The sequence below is a fragment of the Curtobacterium oceanosedimentum genome (assembly GCF_040545555.1).
GTDB lineage: Bacteria > Actinomycetota > Actinomycetes > Actinomycetales > Microbacteriaceae > Curtobacterium.
In genome coordinates this window covers 1-22182 of sequence record NZ_JBEPMD010000002.1, presented here as the reverse complement: position 1 = coordinate 22182, position 22182 = coordinate 1, and the positions used below count along the sequence as shown (strand labels likewise).

At 73.0% G+C, this 22182-nt stretch carries 19 protein-coding genes; 11 read left to right on the top strand and 8 right to left on the bottom strand.

Going from position 1 to position 22182, the window contains the following annotated elements; translation table 11 throughout:
* The first annotated feature begins 46 nt into the window (after positions 1 to 46).
* Complete coding sequence (locus ABIC52_RS01890; protein WP_354026481.1) at positions 47 to 4324, top strand: type VII secretion EssC family protein; 4278 nt, start codon at positions 47 to 49, stop codon at positions 4322 to 4324.
* A gap of 202 nt (positions 4325 to 4526) precedes the next feature.
* Here ABIC52_RS01890 and ABIC52_RS01885 read toward each other — a convergent pair whose 3' ends face one another.
* From ABIC52_RS01885 to ABIC52_RS01875, 3 genes are read right to left on the bottom strand one after another with little or no spacing between them, the layout of a single operon-like run.
* Positions 4527 to 6575 carry a serine/threonine-protein kinase gene (locus tag ABIC52_RS01885; RefSeq protein ID WP_354026480.1) on the bottom strand — a complete coding sequence of 683 codons (2049 nt, stop codon included), beginning with the start codon at positions 6573 to 6575 and terminating at the stop codon, positions 4527 to 4529.
* A 48-nt stretch (positions 6576 to 6623) separates the two neighbouring features.
* Positions 6624 to 7472: a mycothiol synthase gene (mshD, locus tag ABIC52_RS01880; protein ID WP_354026479.1), complete on the bottom strand. Its 849-nt coding sequence runs from the start codon at positions 7470 to 7472 to the stop codon at positions 6624 to 6626.
* Positions 7472 to 8155, bottom strand: a complete 684-nt coding sequence (locus tag ABIC52_RS01875) for a response regulator transcription factor (RefSeq protein ID WP_126891650.1) — start codon at positions 8153 to 8155, stop codon at positions 7472 to 7474. Before ABIC52_RS01875 ends, mshD begins: the two co-directional genes overlap by 1 nt.
* A gap of 158 nt (positions 8156 to 8313) precedes the next feature.
* Here ABIC52_RS01875 and ABIC52_RS01870 point away from each other — a divergent pair, with 158 nt between their 5' ends.
* From ABIC52_RS01870 to ygfZ, 3 genes are all read left to right on the top strand, one after another.
* Positions 8314 to 8595 (top strand): hypothetical protein, encoded by a 282-nt coding sequence (locus tag ABIC52_RS01870; protein ID WP_126891649.1) that lies wholly within the window; start codon positions 8314 to 8316, stop codon positions 8593 to 8595.
* Between the two features lie 206 nt (positions 8596 to 8801).
* Complete coding sequence (locus ABIC52_RS01865; RefSeq protein WP_066656691.1) at positions 8802 to 9404, top strand: heme-binding beta-barrel domain-containing protein; 603 nt, start codon at positions 8802 to 8804, stop codon at positions 9402 to 9404.
* Positions 9404 to 10471, top strand: coding sequence for a CAF17-like 4Fe-4S cluster assembly/insertion protein YgfZ (gene ygfZ / locus ABIC52_RS01860; protein WP_354026478.1), 1068 nt, complete (start codon positions 9404 to 9406; stop codon positions 10469 to 10471). Before ABIC52_RS01865 ends, ygfZ begins: the two co-directional genes overlap by 1 nt.
* Before the next feature lie 6 nt (positions 10472 to 10477).
* Here ygfZ and ABIC52_RS01855 read toward each other — a convergent pair whose 3' ends face one another.
* Positions 10478 to 11251, bottom strand: a complete 774-nt coding sequence (locus ABIC52_RS01855; RefSeq protein ID WP_354026477.1) for a class I SAM-dependent methyltransferase — start codon at positions 11249 to 11251, stop codon at positions 10478 to 10480.
* Between the two features lie 57 nt (positions 11252 to 11308).
* Between ABIC52_RS01855 and ABIC52_RS01850 the strand changes: the two genes are divergently transcribed.
* On the top strand, positions 11309 to 12055 hold the full coding sequence (locus ABIC52_RS01850; RefSeq protein ID WP_126891647.1) for a phosphoglyceromutase: 747 nt from the start codon (positions 11309 to 11311) through the stop codon (positions 12053 to 12055).
* Positions 12056 to 12114: 59 nt separating this feature from the next.
* On the opposite strand, the gene ABIC52_RS01845 is transcribed toward ABIC52_RS01850, so the two are convergent.
* Together ABIC52_RS01845 and phoU are read right to left on the bottom strand one after the other, a co-directional pair.
* Positions 12115 to 12663: a P-loop nucleotide/nucleoside kinase family protein gene (locus ABIC52_RS01845; protein WP_126891646.1), complete on the bottom strand. Its 549-nt coding sequence runs from the start codon at positions 12661 to 12663 to the stop codon at positions 12115 to 12117.
* 22 nt (positions 12664 to 12685) lie between these two features.
* Positions 12686 to 13357 carry a phosphate signaling complex protein PhoU gene (gene phoU / locus ABIC52_RS01840; protein ID WP_126891645.1) on the bottom strand — a complete coding sequence of 224 codons (672 nt, stop codon included), beginning with the start codon at positions 13355 to 13357 and terminating at the stop codon, positions 12686 to 12688.
* Positions 13358 to 13515: 158 nt separating this feature from the next.
* On the opposite strand from phoU, the gene ABIC52_RS01835 reads away from it, so the two are divergent.
* Both ABIC52_RS01835 and ABIC52_RS01830 read left to right on the top strand, forming a co-directional pair.
* Positions 13516 to 14682 (top strand): sensor histidine kinase, encoded by a 1167-nt coding sequence (locus tag ABIC52_RS01835; RefSeq protein WP_209675431.1) that lies wholly within the window; start codon positions 13516 to 13518, stop codon positions 14680 to 14682.
* The gene (locus ABIC52_RS01830; protein ID WP_126891643.1) at positions 14679 to 15359 is read left to right on the top strand and encodes a response regulator; all 681 of its coding nucleotides are present in this window, start codon (positions 14679 to 14681) and stop codon (positions 15357 to 15359) included. The genes ABIC52_RS01835 and ABIC52_RS01830 overlap by 4 nt, the downstream gene beginning before the upstream one ends.
* Before the next feature lie 102 nt (positions 15360 to 15461).
* Here ABIC52_RS01830 and ABIC52_RS01825 read toward each other — a convergent pair whose 3' ends face one another.
* A complete protein-coding gene (locus ABIC52_RS01825) occupies positions 15462 to 16115 on the bottom strand; it encodes a hypothetical protein (RefSeq protein WP_126891642.1) in 654 nt (217 codons plus the stop codon).
* Between the two features lie 157 nt (positions 16116 to 16272).
* Here ABIC52_RS01825 and ABIC52_RS01820 point away from each other — a divergent pair, with 157 nt between their 5' ends.
* Genes ABIC52_RS01820 through rlmB form a run of 4 tightly spaced genes read left to right on the top strand, consistent with a single transcriptional unit; the run spans position 16273 to position 20498 of the window.
* On the top strand, positions 16273 to 16755 hold the full coding sequence (locus ABIC52_RS01820; RefSeq protein WP_017888066.1) for a CarD family transcriptional regulator: 483 nt from the start codon (positions 16273 to 16275) through the stop codon (positions 16753 to 16755).
* A gap of 51 nt (positions 16756 to 16806) precedes the next feature.
* The gene (gene ispD, locus ABIC52_RS01815) at positions 16807 to 17991 is read left to right on the top strand and encodes a 2-C-methyl-D-erythritol 4-phosphate cytidylyltransferase (protein WP_209675427.1); all 1185 of its coding nucleotides are present in this window, start codon (positions 16807 to 16809) and stop codon (positions 17989 to 17991) included.
* Between the two features lie 58 nt (positions 17992 to 18049).
* Positions 18050 to 19459: a cysteine--tRNA ligase gene (gene cysS / locus ABIC52_RS01810; RefSeq protein WP_354026476.1), complete on the top strand. Its 1410-nt coding sequence runs from the start codon at positions 18050 to 18052 to the stop codon at positions 19457 to 19459.
* Between the two features lie 28 nt (positions 19460 to 19487).
* Positions 19488 to 20498, top strand: a complete 1011-nt coding sequence (rlmB, locus tag ABIC52_RS01805) for a 23S rRNA (guanosine(2251)-2'-O)-methyltransferase RlmB (protein ID WP_126891639.1) — start codon at positions 19488 to 19490, stop codon at positions 20496 to 20498.
* A gap of 236 nt (positions 20499 to 20734) precedes the next feature.
* Here rlmB and ABIC52_RS01800 read toward each other — a convergent pair whose 3' ends face one another.
* Positions 20735 to 22045, bottom strand: a complete 1311-nt coding sequence (locus ABIC52_RS01800; protein ID WP_209675424.1) for a DUF4032 domain-containing protein — start codon at positions 22043 to 22045, stop codon at positions 20735 to 20737.
* Positions 22046 to 22182: the final 137 nt, after the last annotated feature.

Here is a 22182-nt window from a genome sequence, read left to right as displayed (position 1 = left end):
CACCGCACCACCCGCACCGCCGCACCACCCCGAGGGAGGACCGCCCATGCGCCTGCTGATCGAGCTCGACGACCGCCGCGAGACGATCGAGGCCGACGGGTGGGCGGAGTCCTCCACGTTGGGGGACCTCGTCGCGGCGTCGCTCGGCACCCCGCTCGACCCCGGGACACCCCTGGCGGTCGACGGCCACCGGACGAGCTCGGACACCCCGCTGCGCGACCTCGTGCTCCTCGAGGGGTCCCGGGTCGCCCGCACCACCGAGGACCCGCCGCGCACGGTCGACGGCTGGAGCGTGACCCTGGCGGGTGGCCTCGAGGCGGGGCTCGTCGTCCCGGTGCCGCGCAGTCGTCGGCTCGTCGTCGGGCGGGCTCCGCAGGCCGACGTCGTGCTCCCCACCGAGAGCGCCTCGTGGGAGCACTGCACCGTGGAACGCGAGGACGACGGCGTCCGTGTCCGCGACTCCGGTTCCACGAACGGCACCGTGATCGCGGGGGAGCGCATCGACGACGAGGGCGTGCTGCTCACCGGCACCACGAGCGTCATCGTGGGCGGTGCGGTGCTGCTGCTCCGGCCGGAGCTCCCGGAGACGACCGTGCCTGCGGCCGGGACCCTCCCGAACCTCACCCCGGCCGCCACCGCACCCTTCAACCGGCCACCGCGGCCCGGTCGCATCACCGACACCGAGCCGGTGTCCCCGCCGACGCGCCGGGACGTCGCCCCGGCGTCGAAGTTCAGCTGGATCACGGTCGCGGCGCCGCTCGTGCTCGCGGGGGCGATGGTGCTCCTGCTCGGGGACGCCCGCTTCGCACTGTTCGCACTGCTCAGCCCCGTGACGGCGATCGGCATGTGGTTCGAGCAGAAGCACCGCCGGGCCAAGAACCTCAAGGAGGAGGAGACGCGCTTCACCGAGGCGGTCGAGACCTTCCGGGGCGAGATCACCGCTGCCGCAGCCGTCGAGGCGGCCCGCCGACAGGACCTCGTGCCCGACCCGGCGACCGTCGTCCGCCGTGCGCTCCTCCCCACCACCGACCTCTGGCAGCGCCGCTCGGACGACGACGACTTCCTCAGCCTGCACGCCGGCACCGGCGACGCGCCGTGGCGTCCCGAGGTCGACCAGCGTGCGGCGTCGTCGAAGCTCGAGGACGAGGCGAAGGCCGCGATCGCGGACAGCCGCCTCACGGCGGCGCCGGTCGTCGCCGACCTGTCGGACGCCGGCGTCGTGGGCATCGTCGGTGACCGCGACGGCGCGCTCGCCCTCGCCCGCAGTCTGCTCGCGCAGGCGAGCGTGCACTGCGGGCCGGCAGACCTGACGGTCGGCGTGTTCTGCGATGCGGGCCGCGAGGACGACTGGTCCTGGGCCTCCTGGCTGCCGCACACACGCGTCGCGGGCAGCAGTACCGGCGCCCGGTGGATGTCGGCGCAGCGCGACCAGAGCGCCGCCGTCCTGCGCGGACTGCAGGAGTCGCTCGACGAGCTCCCCACTCCGAACCTGCTGGTGGTCGTGGACTCCGACGTGCTCACGGAGGGCCGCGACGCCCCGGCGCGCAGCCTGCTCGGCCAGGGCCGGACGGTCCCCGGTGTCTCGCTGCGCCCGGGGGAACGTCGACAGCGGGTGAGCGGCATCGTCATCGCGACGAACGAGCAGCAGCTGCCGGCCGCCTGCACGTCCATCGTCACGGTCGGGGCGGACGCGGCGGCGACGGTCTACCGCCCCGAGGACCGCACGCGCGTCGAGGACGTCGTGCTCGCCGGTCTCACTCCGGCGACGGCGGAGCGCGCCGCCCGCGCCGTCGCGCACTTCGACGACCCGGAACTCACGGTTCCCGGCGCATCGCTGCCGTCGCTCGTCCGCCTGCCCGACCTGCTCACACGGAGCGCAGCACCCCATGCCGGCACCACCTCCGTCGACACCACCACCGCCGAGGGAATCCGCACCCTGTGGCAGACCAGCACGGGGACCTCGACCCCGGTCGGGTCCTCGGAGTCCGGCGTCCTCGAGATCGACCTGGTGCGCGACGGCCCCCACGGCCTGGTCGGCGGGACCACGGGTTCCGGCAAGAGCGAGTTCCTCCGCTCGTTCGTCGCCGGCCTCGCGGCCCGGAACGACCCCACCCGGCTCAACTTCCTGCTCGTCGACTTCAAGGGCGGCGCCGCCTTCGCCGCCTGCGAACGGCTGCCGCACACCATCGGCACGATCAGCAACCTCGACGAGCAGCTGGCCGACCGAGCGATCCGTGCGCTCGAGGCCGAGCTCGAGCGCCGCCAGCGGGTCTTCGCGACCGCCGGCGCCGACATCGACAACCTCGACGCCTACCTCGCGACGCGGCCGACCGAGCCGATGCCGCGCCTGCTCTTCGTCGTCGACGAGTTCGCCATGCTCGCGAAGGAGTTCCCGGACGTCCTGACCTCGCTCGTCGCGATCGCCGCCGTGGGCCGCACGCTCGGCGTGCACATGGTGCTCGCGACACAGCGCCCCGCGGGCGTCGTGAGCGAGGACATCCTCGCGAACACGAACCTCCGGGTGGCGCTCCGCGTGCAGAGCCGTGAGGACTCGACGAACGTCATCGGCGTCCCGGCCGCCGCGGGCATCGGCCGGCAGCAGACCGGCCGCGCCTACGTGAAGCTCGGGCAGGACGACATCACCCCGGTGCAGACCGCCCTGGTCACCGGCCGCGCGCGCGACGAACGGGTCGAGCAGTCGGTCTCGGTCCGTCCGACCGACGTGTTCGGCGTCCCGGCACCGGCGCCCGCACCCGGGCCGAGCGCGTCGGACGACACCGACCTCGACGTGCTCATCGAGGCGATCCGCGCCGCGAACGACGCCGCCGGGTACGCCGCACCCCGGCCCATCTGGCCCGAGGCGCTGGGAGACCGGGTCGACCTGGCGGAGGTCCCGGAACCGCCCAGCGGCAGCGGCCGCCGTCTCGTGCCCGTCGCGCTCGCCGACGACCCCGACCACCAGCGCCAGGTCGCCGGCGGCTGGGACCTCGACGAGGGCAACCTCGTCCTCATGGGCATCCCGGGCAGCGGCACGAGCACTGCCCTGTCCGCGCTCGCCCTGCGTACCGCGCGGACGACGAGCCCGGACGACCTCGACCTCCTCGTCCTCGACATGGGTCCCGGGGACCTGGCGCCGCTCGCGCAGCTCCCGCACACGACGGCCTACGTCGGGTCCGGTGCCGGGGCGAGCGAGCTGCAGGCCCGCTTCCTCCGCCACCTGCGCGCGGACCTCGAGCGTCGGCGCGCGAGCCCCGGCGGGCGTCAGGCCGTCGTGCTGATCGACGGCCTCGCGGCGCTCCGCGACGAGTACCAGGACTTCGAGGGCCAGCAGCTGTTGGACGCCCTGTACCGCGTGTACGCGGAAGGGCCGGCGCTCGGCATCTCGTTCGCGGTCTCCACGACCCGCGCGAAGGCCGTGCCGTCGGCGATGGACGAGGTCACCACCCAGAAGTGGCTGTTCCGTCTGGCCGACCCGTACGACTACGCGTCGATCGGGGTCCGCCCGAAGGACGTCCCGCCGCCCGTGCCGGGTCGGTACATCGACTCGACGACGAAGCTGCAGAGCCACGTCGCGACGCCGGCGGTGCCCCTCGCCGAGGCCGTCGCCGAGGTCGCCGCCGCGTGGCCGGACGCGGCACCGAAGTCGAGCGCCGTCGGCCGGCTGCCGGATGCGGTCCGGGTGCAGGACCTCGGTGCCGCGGCACGCTTCGACACCGAGCCGTGGCGCCTGCCGGTCGGCATCGCCGAGGACGACCTCGGCACCGCGGCGCTCGAGGTCTACGACGGCGAGCACGTGCTCGTCGCCGGCCCGGCGCGCTCCGGCAAGTCGACGGTGCTCCTCGCCCTGGCAGACCAGGCACGGTCCGCCGACGGCGTCCGCCCGGCCGTGTGGGCGATCTGCGACCGCCGGTCACCGCTCGCCGACGGCGTGTTCGACCGCCTCGCCGTCGGGGCCGACGAGGTCCCCGCCCTGCTGGCCGGCCTCCGCCTGGAGCGCGGCCCGGTCCTGCTGCTCGTCGACGACGCCGAACGCTTCGACGACGCCGACCAGGCGATCGCGTCGCTGCTGTCCTCCGAGCGACCGGGCCTGTGCGTGGTCGCCGCCGGCCGGTCCGCCGACCTCCGTTCGCTCTACAGCCACTGGACGCGCGCGGTCCGGAAGTCCCGCTGCGGCGTGCTGCTGCAGCCCGACGTCGACTACGACGGCGAACTGCTCGGGGTCACGCTGCCCCGACGTGCCCCCGTCGCGCTGACGGTGGGTCGCGGCTACGCCGCGTCGGGCGGCGCCGTCCGTCTGGTCCAGACCGCCGCGCCCGGCGCCTGACCCGCGGGACCACCACCGGACGGGAGGCGCGGTGCTCGGCCGCCACGCGCCTCCCGTCCGGCGGGTCCCGGCCGCAACCCGCTCCGATGGAGCAGGATTCGTCGCCTCACGCACCGTGACCCGACGGTTTCTGCTCCACGGAGGAGGACGAGTGACGAACGCCGACGACGCACCACGGGTGAGGCCGCGGGTCTGCGACCGGTCAGTCGCGGGTGGTGATGCCGAAGGGCGAGCTCTCGAGGTCCGTGAAGTTGCCCACCGTCGCCCGGACCGTGCACGAGGGTGCGACCGACAGTGCGGTCACGACGAGGCCGTCCGACGAGACGGCCAGTGCACCCGAGCACCCGTCGGCGAAGCGGACCCCGGACTCCCCGCCGGCGACGTCGGTGAGCATCTCCGAGGGCTTCCCGGTCGAGGGGCTGCGGTATAGCGGGTTCAGTTCGTCGGCGCCGCTCGGCCACACCGGCACGAGCGTCACCGGCAGCGTGGTCTGGCTGACCGTGCGGTCGGGCGTGCGGACCTCGACGCCCTGCAGCCGCTGCACGGGGTACGACGTCCCGGTCACCGACTGGTCGGAGACGGCCGTCGTGGTCGCGTTCCCGGCGGTGTCGAGCCACTCCTGCAGGCCGGCCTGGTCGGGCACGTCCGACAGTCGCACGGTGGCCTGCACGGTCAGGTCCTCGCCCGCCGGGACCACCACGTCGGAGAGCGTCCACCCGCAGCGGACGTCGACGCCGGTCAGCGACGGCTGGTTCCTGACGCCGGTGACGTCGCCGCCGGTCGCTCCGTCCCCGCTCCAGGTCACCGCGGGGCACTCGGCTTCTGCGCCGACCCCGGGCACCACCTCGAGCAGCGCTCCGCGGAGCGTCGCGGCCTGCGCGGCGTACGTGATCGACAGCGCGACGGTCCCGGCCTGCGGGTCGACGGTCGCCTTGCGGGTCGTCGAGAGCCCGGTCGGCAGCGGACGGTCCTGCTGGTAGGCGCTCGCGGCCTGTGCCGTGCGGGCCGCGCTCGGGGTGCCCTTCCCGCCCAGGGCGCCCGGGAGCCAGACGACCCCGCCGACGACGAGCGCCGCGACGAGCACCACGCCGAGGGCGCCGAGCCCGAGCATGCGGTTCGTCAGCCAGTCGGGGCGCTGCCACCGGCGGCGAGCGGGGGCCTCGGGTACGCGGGCGGCGGCGACGGGAGGCCGTGCGAGCGGCCGGAAGACCGTCTGCGACCCGGCCTGGCCGAGTTCGGGTGCGGGGCCGGCGTCGTCCGCGCCCGCTGCCGGCTCGGGGGTGTCCGCGGGGGCGCCGCCGGCGGCACCGCTCCCGGGCCGCACGCCGCGCACGACGGTGGCGGGACGCTCGACCTCGGCGAAGGACTCCGGGTCCGTCGTCGGGGTCAGGGCGGGGGCGTCGGCCAGCTGCCGGGCGAGGCGGCGCAGGGTGGCCGCGGCGTCGGCGGCCGCGGGTCGTGCGGCCGGGTCCTTGGCGAGCATCGTCGACACTGCCGACCAGAGCGACGCGGGGACGTCGAGCTGCGGCGGGTCCGAGGTCACGTGGCGGTAGGCGACGGCGAAGTCGGTGCCCGGCCCGGCGAAGGGCGTGCGCCCGGCGAGCAGCTCGTAGAGCATCACTCCGGCGCCGTACACGTCGGCCGCGGGCCCCGAGCGCCCCTGGCTGATCGACTCCGGCGCCATGTACTGCGGTGTGCCGAGGAGCCCGGTCGTGGTGCGCTGCCGGTCGGCCATCACCGACGCGATGCCGAAGTCCGACACCCGCACGTCACCGGTCGCGCCGGGGGCCCACGGGGCGGCGAGCAGCACGTTGTCGGGCTTGACGTCGCGGTGGGTGACGTCCTGCTCGTGCGCGACGGCGAGGGCGTCGAGCGTCTCGGCGGTGATGGTCAGGGCGTCACGCGGCGGCAGCGTCCCCGCGCCGGCGAGCAGGTCGCGCGCGGAGCCCCCGCCGACCAGGTCCATGACGATCGCCAGCCGGTCGCCCTCGACGACGAGGTCGCGCACCCGGACGATCGACGGGTGCTGCAGGCCGAGCAGCACGGTGCGTTCGCGGACGAAGCGTTCGACGACGGTCGGGTCGGCGGCGAGCTCGGCACGCAGCAGCTTCGCGGCGACGTGCTCACCGGTCGCCGTGTGCTCGGCGCGCCAGACCTCGCCGGTCGCACCCGTGCCGAGCAGGTCGACCAAGCGGTACGACGCACCGAGCGGTTCCCCGCGGCCGTACTGCGCCCGACCCTGCTCCGTCACGTTGCCCCCGACTGCCCCCGGCCGACCCCTCGTCGACCTCGCGTCATGTTACCGGCCGGGACCGCGCTCGTACTGCACGTCGATCGCGTGCTGCGTGAAGCCCGAGCGACGGTACAGCGCGAGCGCCGGCTCGTTGTCGCCCTCGACGTAGAGCGCTGCGGCGGTCAGTCCGCGACCGGTCAGGCGCGCCGAGCCCGCGCGCATCAGGACGCCGCCGAGCCCCTGCCCCTGCAGGTCGGGCCGGACCGCGACGGCGTAGAACTCGCCGGTGCCGTCCTCGACCTTGAGCCAGCACGAGCCCGCGAGCGCACCGGAGGCGTCACGCAGGAGCAGCAGGTCGTCGCCGGAGAACCACGGCTCGGCCTCGCGGGCACGGAGGTCTTCCAGGGTCATGCGGCCCTGTTCGGGGTGGTGCGCGAAGGCCGCGGCGTTCAGGGTCAGCCAGGCGTCCTCGTCCGCAGGGTCGCCGGCGCGGAAGGCGTCGAGCCGGTAGCCGTCCGGGAGGTCGGCGGAGGCGGGGGCGGGGGCGTCCGCCACCGGAGCCCGGAGCTGCAGCAGGGTGCGCACCGGCACCCAGCCGTGCCGGTCGGCGAGGGCCCGGGCGGCGGGGTGGTCGCCGTGCGCCCACGCGAGGTGCGGAGCACCCGGAGCTGCCGCCGCGCCCCCGGCGCCCTCGGAGGTCACCTGCGCGACGAGGGCCGATCCGACGCCCCGGCCACGGGCCTCCCGGGCGACGACGAGTTCCAGCTCGCCGTCACGGACCACGGCGACCCCGCGTTCGTCCCCGACCACGGTCGCACGGCCGGCACGGACGTCGACCAGGGTCTGGTCGGAGAAGGGCGGGGCCTCGCCCGCCGCGACCGAGGCGGCGGCGAGCATCTCGACGACGGCGAGCACTACTGGCCCGCCAGACGCTCGGCCTCGTCGTCGTGCACGTTGAAGCGGTAGCCGACGTTGCGGACCGTCCCGATGAGCGACTCGAGGTCGCCGAGCTTGGCGCGGAGGCGTCGCACGTGCACGTCGACCGTGCGGGTGCCGCCGAAGTAGTCGTAGCCCCACACCTCGCTGAGGAGCTGCTCGCGGGTGAACACGCGAGACGGGTGCGAGGCGAAGAAGCGCAGGAGCTCGAACTCCTTGAAGGTGAGGTCGAGCGGCCGTCCCCGGACCTTCGCCGAGTAGCTGGCCTCGTCGATGACGACGCCGGAGGCCTGGATCTTCGACCCCGACGGGTTCTTCGCGGCGCGGCCCGTGGTGAGCCGGACGCGGGCGTCGACCTCGGCGGGGCCGGCGCTCTCGAGCACGACGTCGTCGACGTTCCACTCGCTGTTCACCGCGGTGAGCCCGCCCTCGGTCACGACGAGGATGATCGGCGTCGTCGACCCGCTCGTCGCGAGGATCTTGCACAGGGCCTTGGCGCTGACGAGGTCGAGACGGGCGTCGACGAACATCAGGTCGCTCTGCGGGGCGTTGACCAGCTGGGCGGCCTCGGCGGGGACGTGGCGGATCCGGTGGCTCAGGAGACCGAGACTCGGCAGGACGTCGCCGGGCGCGGCTGAGGTGAGTACCAGGAGCTGGGCCACAGGACCTCCAGAACGAGGGGACGTCGTGGAGCCATCCTAGTGATGCCCCGGCGGCGGCCCGCCGACCGGCCGGTCGGTCGAGGCGGGCACCGGCGTCCGCGCACCCGCGCCGGTCGTGGCGGGCACCACCTCGACGAGGCCCTGTCATGATGGAGCGCGTGACCGAGCCCGTCCCGCCCCTCGACCAGCGCCGCCTGCGCCTGACCTCCGTGCTGCCGGTGTGGGTGCTCGCGGTCGTCGGTGCCGTGCTCGTGCTGGCCCTGACGCAGAAGGACTCGTTCGCCTGGCTCCTGCTCGTCTTCGTGCTCTGCGTGCTCGTGAGCTTCGTGCTGCAGCTCATCACCGCGACGAAGGACGGACTGGTCGAACGGATCAGCATCGCGTCGTCCGGAGCCTTCGTGGTCGTGCTCGTCACGGCCGTGGTGCTGCTCGCGCGCTGAGCCACCGGCGACCGCGCGGTCCGCGACCGCGCGACCGCGCGACCCGCGGCGTCCGGCCCTGGCGCCGTCAGGCGTCCCGCGTAGACTCGCCGCATGGATTCGCTGCTTGCGCTCGAGCTGTTCTACGTGGGCCTCCTCGGCCTGGCGTCGCTCGCGATCGCGTTCATCTCGGTCGTCGTCGTCGTGAAGCTGTTCAAGGGTCAGCGTTGATCGAACTGCCGGAGGGCCTGGCGCCCGAGCTCGTCCCGCTGTCCTGGCTCGTCGGTGTCTGGGAGGGCACGGGCGTGGTCGAGTACCCCGTGGGCGACGAGGACGAGCCCCGCAAGTACGAGTTCGGTCAGCGCGTGAGCTTCAGCCACGACGGCCTGCCGTACCTCAACTACTCCTCGACGACGTGGCTGCTCGACGACGACCACACGCCCCTCGCCGCCGAGATGGGCTACTGGCGCATCGACCGTCCGAACGAGCCGGGCGACCGCGGCCCCGCGATGCTGATGGGCGACGGACCCGCGCCGTTCAGCACGGTGGAGAGCGTCGAGGCGCTCCGGAACACGACCGACGGCTTCGACGTCGAGGCCGCGATCATCCACCCGACGGGCGTCAACGAGCTCTACGTCGGTCGCGTCAGGAAGGGCCGGATCGACCTGGCCACCGACGCCGTGATGCGCTCGCCGAACGCGAAGGACTACTCCGCCGCGACCCGCCTGTACGGCCTGGTCGAGGGCAAGCTCTTCTGGGCGTGGGACATCGCCGCGCTGGGGCAGCAGCTCACCTCGCACGCCTCGGGGCAGCTCGCGAAGGTCGACTGATGTCGGTCTTCGCGGGTCGCGACGGGTTCGTCGCGACCGAGGCCGGTCCCGCCGCCCACTTCGGCAACCCCGTCGGCGAGCAGCGGGCGCTCGCCGCCGGCCGTGCGGTCGTCGAGCTCGGGCTCGGCGTCGTGATGGTCAGCGGCCCCGACCGCCTGTCCTGGCTGAACTCGATCACGTCGCAGCTGCTCACCGGGCTCGAGCCCGGCGTCAGCACCGAGACGCTGGTCCTCGACCAGTCCGGCCGCGTCGAGCACGCCGCCCGGGTGGTCGACGACGGCGAGGTCACGTGGCTCCTCACCGAGGCCGCCGACGCGGCTCCGCTCGCGGCCTGGCTCGACTCGATGCGCTTCATGCTCCGCGTCGAGGTCGCCGACCGGTCGGCCGACCTCGTCACCCTCGGCCGGTTCGACGGGTCGGCATCGCCGGACGACGTGCTCGTCGAGTGGGTCGACCCGTGGTCGTCGGTCACGCCCGGCGGGTGGGGCTACGCCGCCCTGGAGGCCCACCCCGGCTCCGACTGGACCCTCCGCATCGACGTGGTCACCCCGGACACCGCGGTCGCCCTGTCGGCGTCGGACGCGCCGGTCGCGGGGCTCCTCGCGTTCGAGGCGCTGCGCATCGCCGCGTGGCGCCCCGTGCTCGGCGACGTCGACGAGCGGACGATCCCGCACGAGCTCGACTGGCTCCGCTCCGCCGTGCACCTGTCGAAGGGCTGCTACCGCGGGCAGGAGACCGTCGCGAAGGTGCACAACCTCGGGCACCCGCCGCGCCGGGTCGTGATGCTCCACCTGGACGGGTCGGACGGCGTGCTCCCCGCGCCGGGCACCGCGGTCGAGCTCGACGGCAAGGACGTCGGACGGCTCACCGCCTCGGCGCTCCACCACGAGCTCGGGCCGGTCGGGCTCGCGGTCGTGAAGCGGTCGCTCGACCCCGCTGCGGTCCTGACCCTGACCGTCGACGGCGTCGTGGTCACCGCCGCGCAGGAGACGATCGTCCCGCCGGAGGCCGGAGCGACGGCGAACGTGCCGCGCCTGCCCCGGCTCGGAGCCGTCCGCCGCTCGTAGTCGCGCTCAGGCGGGGGCGACGGCCGACCAGGGCACGCTGAGCTCGCCCAGGCGCCACCGGCTCACCCCGTTCAGCACCGGCCAGCCCCGGTCGCGCATGCCGTGCACCGTCGCGATCCACCGTTGGCGGGGGCCGTACGTGCCGAGGGGTGCGGCGACCGCCCACGAGCGGTCGAGGTCGAGCAGGAACGCGTGCACCCGTTCCCCGGGGACGTTCCGGTGGATCAACGCCTTGGGCAGCCGCTCGGCGACGATGCTCGGCAGCTCGAGGTCGGCGACCCGCAGGGACACCGTGAAGGTGTGTGGTGCTCGGTCGTCGAGCGTCACCCAGGACGCCACCCGGCCGACCTCGTTGCAGGTGCCCTCGACGAGCGCTCCGCCGGGCTGGAGGCGGTCCTGCATGATCCGCCACGAGTCCACGACGGCGGACTCGTCGTACTGCCGGAGCACGTTGAACGCCCGGATCACGGCGGGCGGGCGGCCGTCGGGGGTCGGCGTCTCGAAGCCGCCGAGCCGGAACGTCACCCCGTCGCGGGTGCCGGCGTTCGCCAGCGCCACCCGCGACGGCTCGATCTCGATGCCGGTGACCTCGACGTCGGGGCGGACCCGGGCCAGCCGGTCCCGGAGCTCGAGGGTCGTCGTCGGCCGGGCGCCGTACCCGACGTCGGCGACGAGCGGGGCGTCCGTCCGCCGCAGGACCGGGAGCGCGGCGATCCACCGGTCGACACGACGGAGCCGGTTGTACCCGGTGGTCCCGCGCGTGACGTTCCCGATGGGCATGGTTCCCAGGGTACGGGCACCCGGAACGGCGGTGCGGCGCTCGGTAGACTCGGACGCATGACCTCCACGCTCGTCCTGCTCCGTCACGGCAACAGTGACTGGAACCAGAAGAACCTGTTCACCGGTTGGGTCGACGTTCGGCTCAGCGAGCTGGGCGAGAAGGAGGCGAAGCGCGCCGGCGAGCTCATCGCCGACTCGGGCATCGTGCCGGACGTCCTGTACACGTCGCTCCTGACCCGTGCGATCCAGACGGCGGACATCGCCCTGCTCGAGGCCGACCTCGCCTGGCTGCCGGTGAAGCGCGACTGGCGCCTCAACGAGCGCCACTACGGCGACCTGCAGGGCAAGGACAAGGCCCAGACGCTCGAGCAGTACGGCGAGCAGCAGTTCATGGAGTGGCGTCGCTCGTTCGACGTCCCGCCGCCCCCCATCGCCGACGACGCCGAGTGGTCGCAGGCCGGGGACCGCCGCTACGCCGACCTCGGTGACCAGCTGCCCCGCACCGAGTCGCTCAAGCTCGTGATCGACCGACTGCTGCCGTACTGGGAGTCGGACATCACGAAGGACCTCGGCGAGGGCAAGACCGTCCTGGTCACCGCGCACGGCAACTCGCTCCGCGCCCTCGTGAAGCACCTCGACGGCATCTCCGACGACGACATCGCGGGCCTCAACATCCCGACGGGCATCCCGCTCGTGTACGAGCTCGACGACGACTTCCGTCCGACGAAGCCCTCGTACTACCTCGACCCCGAGGCCGCCGCTGCCGGTGCCGCCGCGGTCGCTGCCCAGGGCGCCAAGAAGTAGCACCAGCACGACGAACGCCCCGCTGGACACCGGCGGGGCGTTCGTGCACCCGGGACAGCTCAGACGAAGTGGTCGGCGATCTCCTGCACGAGGGCCCCGACGTCGTACGGCCGGCCGGTGTCCACCCGCACGACCGGCACCCCGGGCAGCCCGATCGGTGCTGCCTGGTCGCCGTGCTCGTCCCAGAACGCCAGGATCTCCGCCAGGTCCCCGTGCACCTCGTGCCGCACGGGCATCGTGCCGGGCTCGTACCGGTCACGCAACCGGTCCGCGGCGGTGACCCGGTCGACCTGGCAGAACACCTCGACGGCACGCGGCGACCCGGCGGAGGCGAGTCCGGCCTCCAGACGGTCGCGGTCACGGGACGGCAGCCAGACGGCGTCGAGGACGACCCCGTTCTCGACGGCCCGCGCCATCGACCACATCGTGTCCATCGCGATCCCACCGAGTTCGCGCGAGCCGATCATCGGACCGACCACGTCGGCCAGGGGTTCCTTGATGCGGTCCTTCGACAGGAAGGGGCAGCCGAGCACCTCGGCCAGGGCGGCGCCCACCGTGCTCTTGCCCGAACCGGGCATCCCGTTGACGACGATCGCGACCTGAGCCATGCCACGATCCTGGCAGAACCCGTCAGGCGGGGGAGGTCGTCACCGACGCGGCGCCGGTCCAGTCGCCCGTCGCCAGGTACTCGACCTTCTTGGCGATCGACACCGCGTGGTCCGCGAAGCGCTCGTGGTAGCGCGAGGCCAGCGTCGCGTCGACCGTGTCGATCGGGTTGCCCTTCCAGGTCTCGCCGAGCACGAAGTCGAACACGCTCGCGTGCAGCTCGTCGACGGCGTCGTCCTCGTCGCGGATCTCCGCGGCCAGGGCGATGTCCTCGGTGGCGAGCAGGCGCGTGAGCTTCTGCGCCATCTGCACGTCGTGCGCGCCCATCTGCTTGAAGGTGCCGCGCAGGCCCTTCGGCACGACCTTCTCGGGGAAGCGCTGACGGGCGAGCTGCGCGATGTGCTCGGCCATGTCGCCCATGCGCTCCAGCGACGAGCTGACGCGCAGCGCGGTCACGACGACGCGGAGGTCACGGGCGACCGGCGCCTGCCGGGCGAGGATGTCGATCGCGATCTCGTCGAGGCTGTTCGCGGCGTGGTCGATCTTGGCGTCGTCGGCGATCACCTCCTCGGCGAGGGCGACGTCGGAGTCGCTGAACGCCTGGGTCGCACGGGTGATGGCGGACTCGACGAGTCCGGCGATCTCGGTCAGACGCTCCTGGACGTCCTGGAGCTCCTGCTGGAAGACTTCGCGCATGGGGGATGTGCCTCTCTGATGCGTACCGGACGAGTGTCGTCAGCCCAGGTGAACGAACGGTGACCTGCGGCTGAACACCTCTCGATCCGGGGGCGGAACTGCGCCGGAGCGGGGTGAACGGCGTCCGAACCCCGCGTGACGATCCCTACACTGGCGGCATGGACAACGCGTGGCTCGTGCCACTGTCGATGCTCCTCGGCGGGGTCTTCGGCGCAGGGGTCGTGGTGCTGGTCATCACGGCGGAGCGCACGGCCCGGGCAGCCGACGTCGCGGAACGGACGCTGCCCGACGGCGTCGCCGCGGTCATCGCCACGATGCACAACCCGGCCGTGGTCGTCGACCCGTCGAACACGGTGGTCGCCGCCTCGCCGCAGGCACTGACCGTGGGGCTCGTCGTGCGGCGGAAGCTCGTGCACGCCGAGCTCGCCGACCTGGTGGACCGGGTGCGCAGGAGCGGGGAGATGGCGTCCGAGGACCTCGAGCTGCCCCGCGGGCGCAGCGGGGAACTCGTCGGCTACCTGAGCTTCCGGGCTGCGCAGCTGGGCAACCGGTACGTGCTCGTCACCGCGGACGACCTGACCGAGAGTCGCCGCATCGACGAGGTCCGGCGCGACTTCGTGGCGAACATCTCGCACGAGCTGAAGACACCCATCGGGGCGATCGGGCTCCTCGCCGAGACCCTGGTCGTCGCCGCCGACGACCCGGAGCACGTGAAGAAGTTCGCCGGGCAGCTCATCACCGAGTCCGAGCGGCTCGGGGCGCTGACGAAGGACATCATCGAGCTGTCGCGGCTGCAGTCGGTCGACACGCTCGAGAGCAGCGAGGAGACCTCCGTCGACAAGATCGTGCAGGCCGCGGTCGACGCGAACGAGGTCGTCGCCCGCGCCCGGGAGATCGAGATCGTCCGGGCGAAGCGGTCGAAGCTGCGGGTCATGGGCGACCCGGGGCTGCTGCAGGTCGCGGTGTCGAACCTCATCGCGAACGCCGTCAAGTACTCCCCGGACCACACCCGTGTCGGTGTCGGCGTCCGCTCCACCAAGGGCTTCGTCGAGATCGCGGTGACCGACCAGGGCGTCGGCATCCCCGAGGCCGACCTCGACCGCGTGTTCGAGCGCTTCTACCGCGTCGACCCCGCCCGGTCCCGGGCGACCGGGGGCACCGGCCTCGGGCTCGCCATCGTCAAGCACGTCGTCGGCAACCACGGCGGCGACGTCCGCGTCTGGTCGCAGCCCGGCAAGGGCTCGACCTTCACCATCCGCCTGCCCGAGGCGGATCCCGACCTCACCACCGCACTCGAAGAGCAACTGGAAGAGCAGCCATCGTGACCAAGATCCTCATCGTCGACGACGAGCCGGCCCTGAGCGAGCCCCTGGAGTTCCTCCTGCAGCGCGAGGGGTACGAGACCGCCGTCGCCGCGGACGGCGTGACCGCGCTGTCGAAGTTCGACGCCGAGAACCCCGACCTGATCCTGCTCGACCTCATGCTGCCCGGGCTGAGCGGCACCGAGGTCTGCCGGCAGGTCCGGACGCGCTCGAACGTGCCGATCATCATGCTCACCGCGAAGGACTCCGAGGTGGACATCGTCGTCGGGCTCGAGCTCGGCGCGGACGACTACGTGACGAAGCCGTACTCGACCCGGGAGCTCCTGGCCCGGCTGCGGGCGGTCCTGCGCCGGCGCACGGAGGACGACCCGGGCGACAGCGGCATCCTGCAGGTTGGTGGGATCCGGATGGACGTCGAGCGGCACACCGTGTCGGTGGACGGGTCCGAGACGCCGATGCCGCTGAAGGAGTTCGAGCTGCTCGAGCTGCTGCTCCGCAACGCCGGTCGGGTGCTCACCCGCGGACAGCTCATCGACCGGGTGTGGGGGTCGGACTACTTCGGTGACACGAAGACGCTCGACGTGCACATCAAGCGCATCCGCTCGAAGATCGAGCGTGTCCCGAGCACCCCGGAGGTCCTGGTGACGGTGCGCGGCCTGGGGTACCGGATCGAGGGCTGACCGGCGACGCACCGGAGGCCCGGTGCCGGTTCCGAGAACCGGCACCGGGCCTCCAGTGCGTTGCGTTGCGTGCGTGCGTCGCGCCGGTCGGGCGCGCGATGCTCAGTTGGTGCCGCTGTCGCCTTCGGACGAGTCGGTCTGCGAGTCGCCCGACTGCGTCCCCGGAGCGGTGGCGTCACCGGTCGGCTCCGAGCCGCTCTCCGACGGCGAGGTGGAGCGCATCGACGGGGTGGCCGACGGCGAGGTGGAGGGGGCGAGCGTCTGGTACTCCTCGAGCGCGCTGGTCAGCACGGGGACGCTGGCCGACACGCCCTCGGCACCGGAGTACGAGAAGTACGTCTTGACGAGCGAGCCGGGGACGACGTCGGAGGCGTCGAACAGGACGGCCTTCGAGTCGGCGACCTGCGAGCCCTGTCCGGCGTTGCCCTCCTCGGAGCCGGCCTCGGAGGAGCGGGACGCGTTCGGGGTGTTCGCGCCGAGGTCGGCACGGCTGTTGCCCGGGACGACGACGGTCTGCGTGTCGCCACCGACCTCGATCGAGAGCGTGACCTCCTTCGACCCGGTGTTGACGATCGTGCCGATGAAGCGGGCGTCGTCCTCCTGGTCGCTGATGAACAGCGCGTTCCGGATGTCGATCGAGCCGGTGCTGACGTTCACGCCGTCGGTGATCTGCTTGATCTCCTTGGTGTGCGCGGGCGACATGAACTCGCAGCCGGTGGCGCCGAGCGCGATGGATGCCGCAACGGCGACGGACACGAGTACCCGAGCTCGCAAGAGATTCCTCCGGAAGATCACGATGTGGACCAGACGGTCCGCGCCCATCCTACCGATCGTCGGGGGTGCGGGCCGCCCAGGCCCCTTACCCGAAAGGTCCTTGTGGTAAACTGGGGGTCCTGGGAACGGAGCCTGATACATGCAATTCGAGGTCGGCGAGACCGTCGTCTACCCCCACCACGGGGCGGCAACCATCTCTGAAGTCAAGACGCGCGTCATCAAGGGCGAGGAGAAGGTCTACCTGAAGCTGCGCGTCACGCAGGGTGACCTGACGATCGAGGTGCCGGCGGACAACGTCGACCTGGTCGGCGTCCGCGACGTCATCGGCAAGGAAGGCCTCGACAAGGTCTTCGAGGTCCTGCGGGCACCCTTCACGGAAGAGCCCACCAACTGGTCGCGCCGGTACAAGGCGAACCTGGAGAAGCTGGCGTCGGGTGACGTCATCAAGGTGTCCGAGGTCGTCCGCGACCTCTGGCGCCGCGACCAGGACCGCGGACTCTCCGCGGGCGAGAAGCGGATGCTGGCCAAGGCCCGGCAGATCCTGATCTCCGAGCTCGCCCTGGCCGAGAAGACCGACGAGGACAAGGCATCGACCGTCCTCGACGAGGTCCTCGCCTCCTAGCGCGAACCGCAGCTGGACGCCACCACGACGACCGCCCTGCTCCCCGACCGGGTGAGCAGGGCGGTCGTCGTCGTCGCGGCGGGGTCCGGCACCCGGCTCGGCATCGGCGATGCGAAGGCGTTCGTCCCCGTCGCGGGGGAGCCGATGCTCACCCGTGCCGTCCGCACCGTGTTCACCCTCGCCGAACCGACCGTCGTCGTGGTCGTCGCGCCGGAGGCCCGGCTCGACGAGTGCCGCGCCCTGGTCGCCGCCGTCGCCGGGCCCGCGGTCGACCTGACCGCCGTCGTCGCGGGCGGATCCGACCGGCACGCCTCGGTGCAGGCGGGCCTCGACGCCCTGCCGGACGGCATCGAGTGGGTCGGGGTCCATGACGCCGCTCGCTGCCTGACGCCGGCGGCACAGTTCGACGCCGTGTTCGCCCGGGCCCGCGAGACCGGCGACGGCGTCGTCCCGGCCCTGCCCGTCACGGACACCGTCAAGCGGGTCGACGGGGACGTCGTGGTCGAGACCGTCGACCGGTCGGCGCTCGTCGGGGTGCAGACGCCCCAGGTCTTCCCGCTCGCCCGGCTCCGGGACGCCTACGCGGTCGCCGTGCAGTCCGAGACCGACGACGCCGGGGTGTACCGAGCTGCGGGCGGCACGGTGCGGACGGTGCCGGGCGACGCCGACGCCTTCAAGATCACGACGCGGTGGGACCTCGCACGGGCCGAGGCGCTCGTGGCCTCCCGCACCGGGGCCGCGGCGACGGGGGCTGCCGCTGCGGTGCCCGTCGTCCGGGTCGGCCTGGGCGTCGACGTGCACGCGTTCGACGCGGCGTCACCGTGCCGCGTCGGGCTGCTCGACTTCCCCGGCGAACCGGGACTCTCCGGGCACAGCGACGGTGACGCGGTGGCGCACGCGGTCTGCGACGCCCTGCTGTCGGCGGGCGGGCTCGGGGACATCGGCGGCCGCTTCGGCACGTCCGAGCCGCGGTACGCCGGCGCGTCCGGCGACGTCTTCGTGCACGGGGCCGTCGAGCTCCTGCGGGCGGCCGGACTGGTGCCGACGTCGGTCACGGTCCAGGTGATCGGCAACCGCCCCCGCATCGGTGCCCGACGGGACGAGATGCAGTCCGCCCTGGCTGCGGTCGTCGGTGCACCGGTGGCCGTCTCCGGCACGACGACGGACGGCCTCGGCCTGACCGGGCGGGGCGAGGGGCTCGCGGCGATCGCGACCGCCGTCGTCCGTCCGGCCTGAGCGGAGCGCTGCCGCCCGGCTCCGGCGCCCTCGACGCCCGACGTCCTAGGCTTGGGGCGTGACCGTTCGCCTGTACGACTCCCGCGCCGCAGCCGTCGTCGACCTCGTCCCGCTGGTCGACGGACAGGTGAGCATGTACGTCTGCGGCCCGACCGTGCAGTCGTCCCCGCACATCGGTCACCTGCGCTCCGCGCTGGTCTACGACGTGTGGCGCCGGTGGCTGACGTACCGCGGGTACCGGGTGACCCTCGTGCGGAACGTCACCGACATCGACGACAAGGTCCTCGACCTCGCCGCGGGCACCGACGAGCCGTGGTTCGCCCGGGCGTACCGCGTCGAGCGGGAGTTCACCGCGGCCTACGACGCCCTCGGCATCCTGCCGCCGACGTACGAGCCCCGGGCGACCGCGAGCGTGCCGCAGATGCACGAGATCATCGAGCGGTTGATCGAACGCGGGCACGCCTACGCCGCGGCCGACGGCACGGGTGACGTGTACTTCGACACGGGCAGCTGGGAGTCGTACGGTGCCCTGACGCGCCAGCGCCGCGAGGACATGGTCGAGGCGACCGACGCCGACCCCCGCGGCAAGCGCGACCCGCGGGACTTCGCGCTCTGGAAGGGTGCCAAGCCGGGGGAGCCGACGACGGCGACCTGGGACTCCCCGTGGGGTCCGGGCCGCCCGGGCTGGCACATCGAGTGCTCCGCGATGTCGCGGCGCTACCTGGGGCCGGCGTTCGACATCCACGGCGGTGGTCTCGACCTGCGCTTCCCGCACCACGAGAACGAGCTCGCGCAGTCGACCGCCGCGGGCGACGCCTTCGCGAGTCACTGGCTGCACAACGGGCTCGTCACCGTCGATGGGCAGAAGATGTCGAAGTCCCTCGGGAACTCGATCTTCGCCGCGGAGTTCCTCGGGTCCGCCCGTCCCGCCGTGGTCCGGTACTTCCTCGGCGCCGCGCACTACCGGTCGTCCATCGACCACCACGAGGGCTCCCTGGCCGAGGCCGAGGCGGCGTACGACCGGATCGAGGGCTTCCTGACCCGCGCGGAACCCCGGCTCGAGGGGGTCGTCCCCCGCGACGCCCCGGCCGTGCCCGACGCCTTCGCGGCCGCGATGGACGACGACCTCGCGGTCCCGCAGGCACTGGCCGTCCTGCACGAGACCGTCCGCGCCGGGAACGCCGCCCTCGACGCCGACGATGCGGAAGCGCTCGCGACCGCGTACCATCAGGTGGCTGCCATGGTCGAGGTCCTCGGCATCGACCCGCGAGCGGCCCACTGGTCCGGCGGTGCGCAGGACGTCTCGGCCGCACCGCTCGCCGCGCTCGTCGACCGCCTCGTGCAGGAGCGCGCCGACGCCCGTGCTGCACGCGACTTCGCCACGGCGGACCGGGTGCGGGACGACCTCGCAGCCGCGGGGATCACCATCGAGGACACCGCAGCAGGAACACGCTGGAGCATCGCCTGACAACGGCCGTGCCGGACAGGAGAGAGCAATGAAGAACGTCTCGGGGAGCAAGAAGGGCCGGCCCGGCGCCGTCCGCTCCGGCCGCAAGGGCAACAAGCAGGTCGGCTCCGGCGGCCAGGGCGCACAGGCGCTCGAGGGTCGGAAGCCGACGCCGAAGGCCGAGGACCGGCCGTACCACCCCGCCGGCAAGCGCAAGGCGGCCAAGGAGCGCTTCGACGCGGCCCGCGGTCGCCACGGTGCCTCGAGCTCGCCGCAGCAGCGCACCGGCCGTCCGCCGCAGCGCAAGAGCGACGACTCCGAGCTCGTGACCGGGCGCAACTCCGTGCTCGAGGCGCTCCGCACGAAGACCCCGTCGACGACCCTCTACATCGCCGCCCGCATCGAGGTGGACGACCGCGTCAAGGAGATCTTGGCGCTGGCGAACCACCGCGGTGTGCCGATCATGGAGATCATGCGGCCGGAGCTCGACCGCATCACCGGTCACGACAGCGTGCACCAGGGCGTCGCGCTCAAGGTCCCGGCCTACGAGTACGCCGTCGCCGAGGAGATCGCCGAGCGTGCGTTCTCCCGCGACCAGGTCCCGCTCATGGTGGCCCTCGACGGCATCACCGACCCGCGCAACCTCGGTGCGATCATCCGCTCCACAGCGGCCTTCGGCGGCCACGGCGTCATCGTGCCGCAGCGCCGCTCGGTCGGCGTGACCGCGTCGGCGTGGAAGACCAGTGCGGGTGCCGCTGCCCGGACGCCCGTCGCGATGGCGCCGAACCTGACGCAGACCCTCAAGTCGCTGAAGTCGATGGGGCTGTTCGTGCTCGGCCTCGACGGCGACGGGGACGTGCAGCTCGACGCCCTCGAGCTCGCCGACCGGCCGATCGTGATCGTCGTCGGGTCCGAGGGCAAGGGGCTGTCGCGCCTGGTCACCGAGACCTGCGACGCGATCGTCTCGATCCCGATCTCGAGCGCCACCGAGTCCCTCAACGCGGGCATCGCCGCGAGCGTCACCCTGTGGGAGGTCGCCCGGCGCCGTCGCGCCGAGTAGGCGCGCGCTGCGCGGTGGCGCAGCGGGTACCCACCCGACCACCTGGAGGCCCGGTGCCGGTCCACGAGACCGGCACCGGGCCTCCAGTCCGTCCGGTGGGCGTCCCGCGAGCGGGCAGGACACGCCGCGGGACGGACGTCCGTCGGGCGGGAATCGTCGCCCGGCGCCACCGAGCGCGACAGATCTCGCCCGCTCGCGCGAGCGCGCGCAGACGGGCGGGGACGGGCGCGGGACCGTCAGACCGTGGCGCGCCAGTCCTCGACGTCGTCCTCGTCGGCCAGCGCGTCGTCGTCGTCGACCACCGGGATCGGCAGCGTCATCGACGACGTCGGCGGGTTGATGAGCAGCCGCTCGTCGCGACGGTGCCGGAGCACGTCGTTGATGTACGCGGTCGTGGCCTCGGGCAGCGAGACCGACCGCTCCTCTTCCTGGGACATGTACCAGCGGTGCTCGAGCAGCTCGTGGAAGACCTCGGCCGGCTCCAGCCGCCCACGCAGGTCGCGCGGGATCGAGCGGACGACGGGCTCGAAGACCCGCGACACCCACTCGTGCGCGACCATCTCCTCGTCGAGCTGGTCACGCCCGTTCCGCGCCCGGTAGGCGTCGAGGTCGTTGAGCAGCCGCCGTGCCTGGTTCTCCCCGGCGTCGAGACCCGTCAGGCGCAGCAGTCGGCGCTGGTGGTGCCCGGCGTCCACGACCTTCGGCTGGATGCGCACCTGCGAGCCGCCCTCGGTCGTGTGGATCGAGAGCTCCTCGATGTCGAAGCCGAGCGCGTTGAGCCGCTCGACCCGGTCGTTGATGCGCCACCGTTCCTTGATGTCGAACTGTTCGGTGCCGGTCAGCTCCTTCCACAGGATCCGGTACTGGGCGACGATGCGGTTCGACACGTCGACGGCGTCGGCGTTCTCGTCGAGGCGCCCGCCGGCCTCGAGGTCGAGGAGCTCGCCGGCGATGTTCACGCGGGCCACCTCGAGGTCGTTCTCGCGCTGCCCGTTCGACAGCCCGCCCGGGTAGAGCTTGCCGGTCTCGGCGTCGACCAGGTATGCGGCGAAGGCTCCGGCGTCGCGGCGGAACAGGGTGTTCGACAGCGAGACGTCGCCCCAGTAGAAGCCGATGACGTGCAGCCGGACGAGCAGCAGGGCGAGGGCGTCGACGAGACGGGTGGCGGTCTCCGGCCGCAGGGTCTGGGAGTAGAGCGCGCGGTACGGCAGCGAGAACCGCAGGTGCCGGGTGACGAGCACCGGGTGCAGCGGCTCACCGTGCTCGTCGACGCGGTTCGTGATCACCGCGACGGGGTCCACGCACGGCACGTCCATGCGCTGCAGCGTCCGGAGCATCTCGTACTCGGACCGTGCGACCTCCTCGCCCGTCTCCTTGACGGCCGCGACGTACCCGCTCAGGTGCACGAAGCGCACGAGGTGCCGCGAGATGCCCTTCGGCAGGGCGACGATGACGTCGTCCGGCCAGTCCTCGAGCGGTCGGTCCCACGGCAGGTCGAGCAGGCCGGGGTCGACGGTGGCGGCGGTGATGGACATGGAGTCGGGCACGGGTGGCTCCTGTTGGTGCGGTGGTCTCTCACGGACGGGAGGCGGGGGGGGGGGGGGGGCCCCCCCCCCCGGGCGGCGGGGGGGGCGGGTTACGCCGGAGCCGACCCTGTTGTGCCAGGCGGGGGCCCCCCACGGGG

Coding starts and splice junctions, on each gene's coding strand:
- ABIC52_RS01855 (WP_354026477.1), bottom strand. CDS start 11,251: ATGCCCATCGGGAACGTCACGCGCGGGACCACCGGGTACAACCGGCTC.
- ygfZ (WP_354026478.1), top strand. CDS start 9,404: ATGTCGGTCTTCGCGGGTCGCGACGGGTTCGTCGCGACCGAGGCCGGT.
- ABIC52_RS01835 (WP_209675431.1), top strand. CDS start 13,516: ATGGACAACGCGTGGCTCGTGCCACTGTCGATGCTCCTCGGCGGGGTC.
- rlmB (WP_126891639.1), top strand. CDS start 19,488: ATGAAGAACGTCTCGGGGAGCAAGAAGGGCCGGCCCGGCGCCGTCCGC.
- ABIC52_RS01845 (WP_126891646.1), bottom strand. CDS start 12,663: ATGGCTCAGGTCGCGATCGTCGTCAACGGGATGCCCGGTTCGGGCAAG.
- ABIC52_RS01820 (WP_017888066.1), top strand. CDS start 16,273: ATGCAATTCGAGGTCGGCGAGACCGTCGTCTACCCCCACCACGGGGCG.
- ABIC52_RS01890 (WP_354026481.1), top strand. CDS start 47: ATGCGCCTGCTGATCGAGCTCGACGACCGCCGCGAGACGATCGAGGCC.
- ABIC52_RS01850 (WP_126891647.1), top strand. CDS start 11,309: ATGACCTCCACGCTCGTCCTGCTCCGTCACGGCAACAGTGACTGGAAC.
- phoU (WP_126891645.1), bottom strand. CDS start 13,357: ATGCGCGAAGTCTTCCAGCAGGAGCTCCAGGACGTCCAGGAGCGTCTG.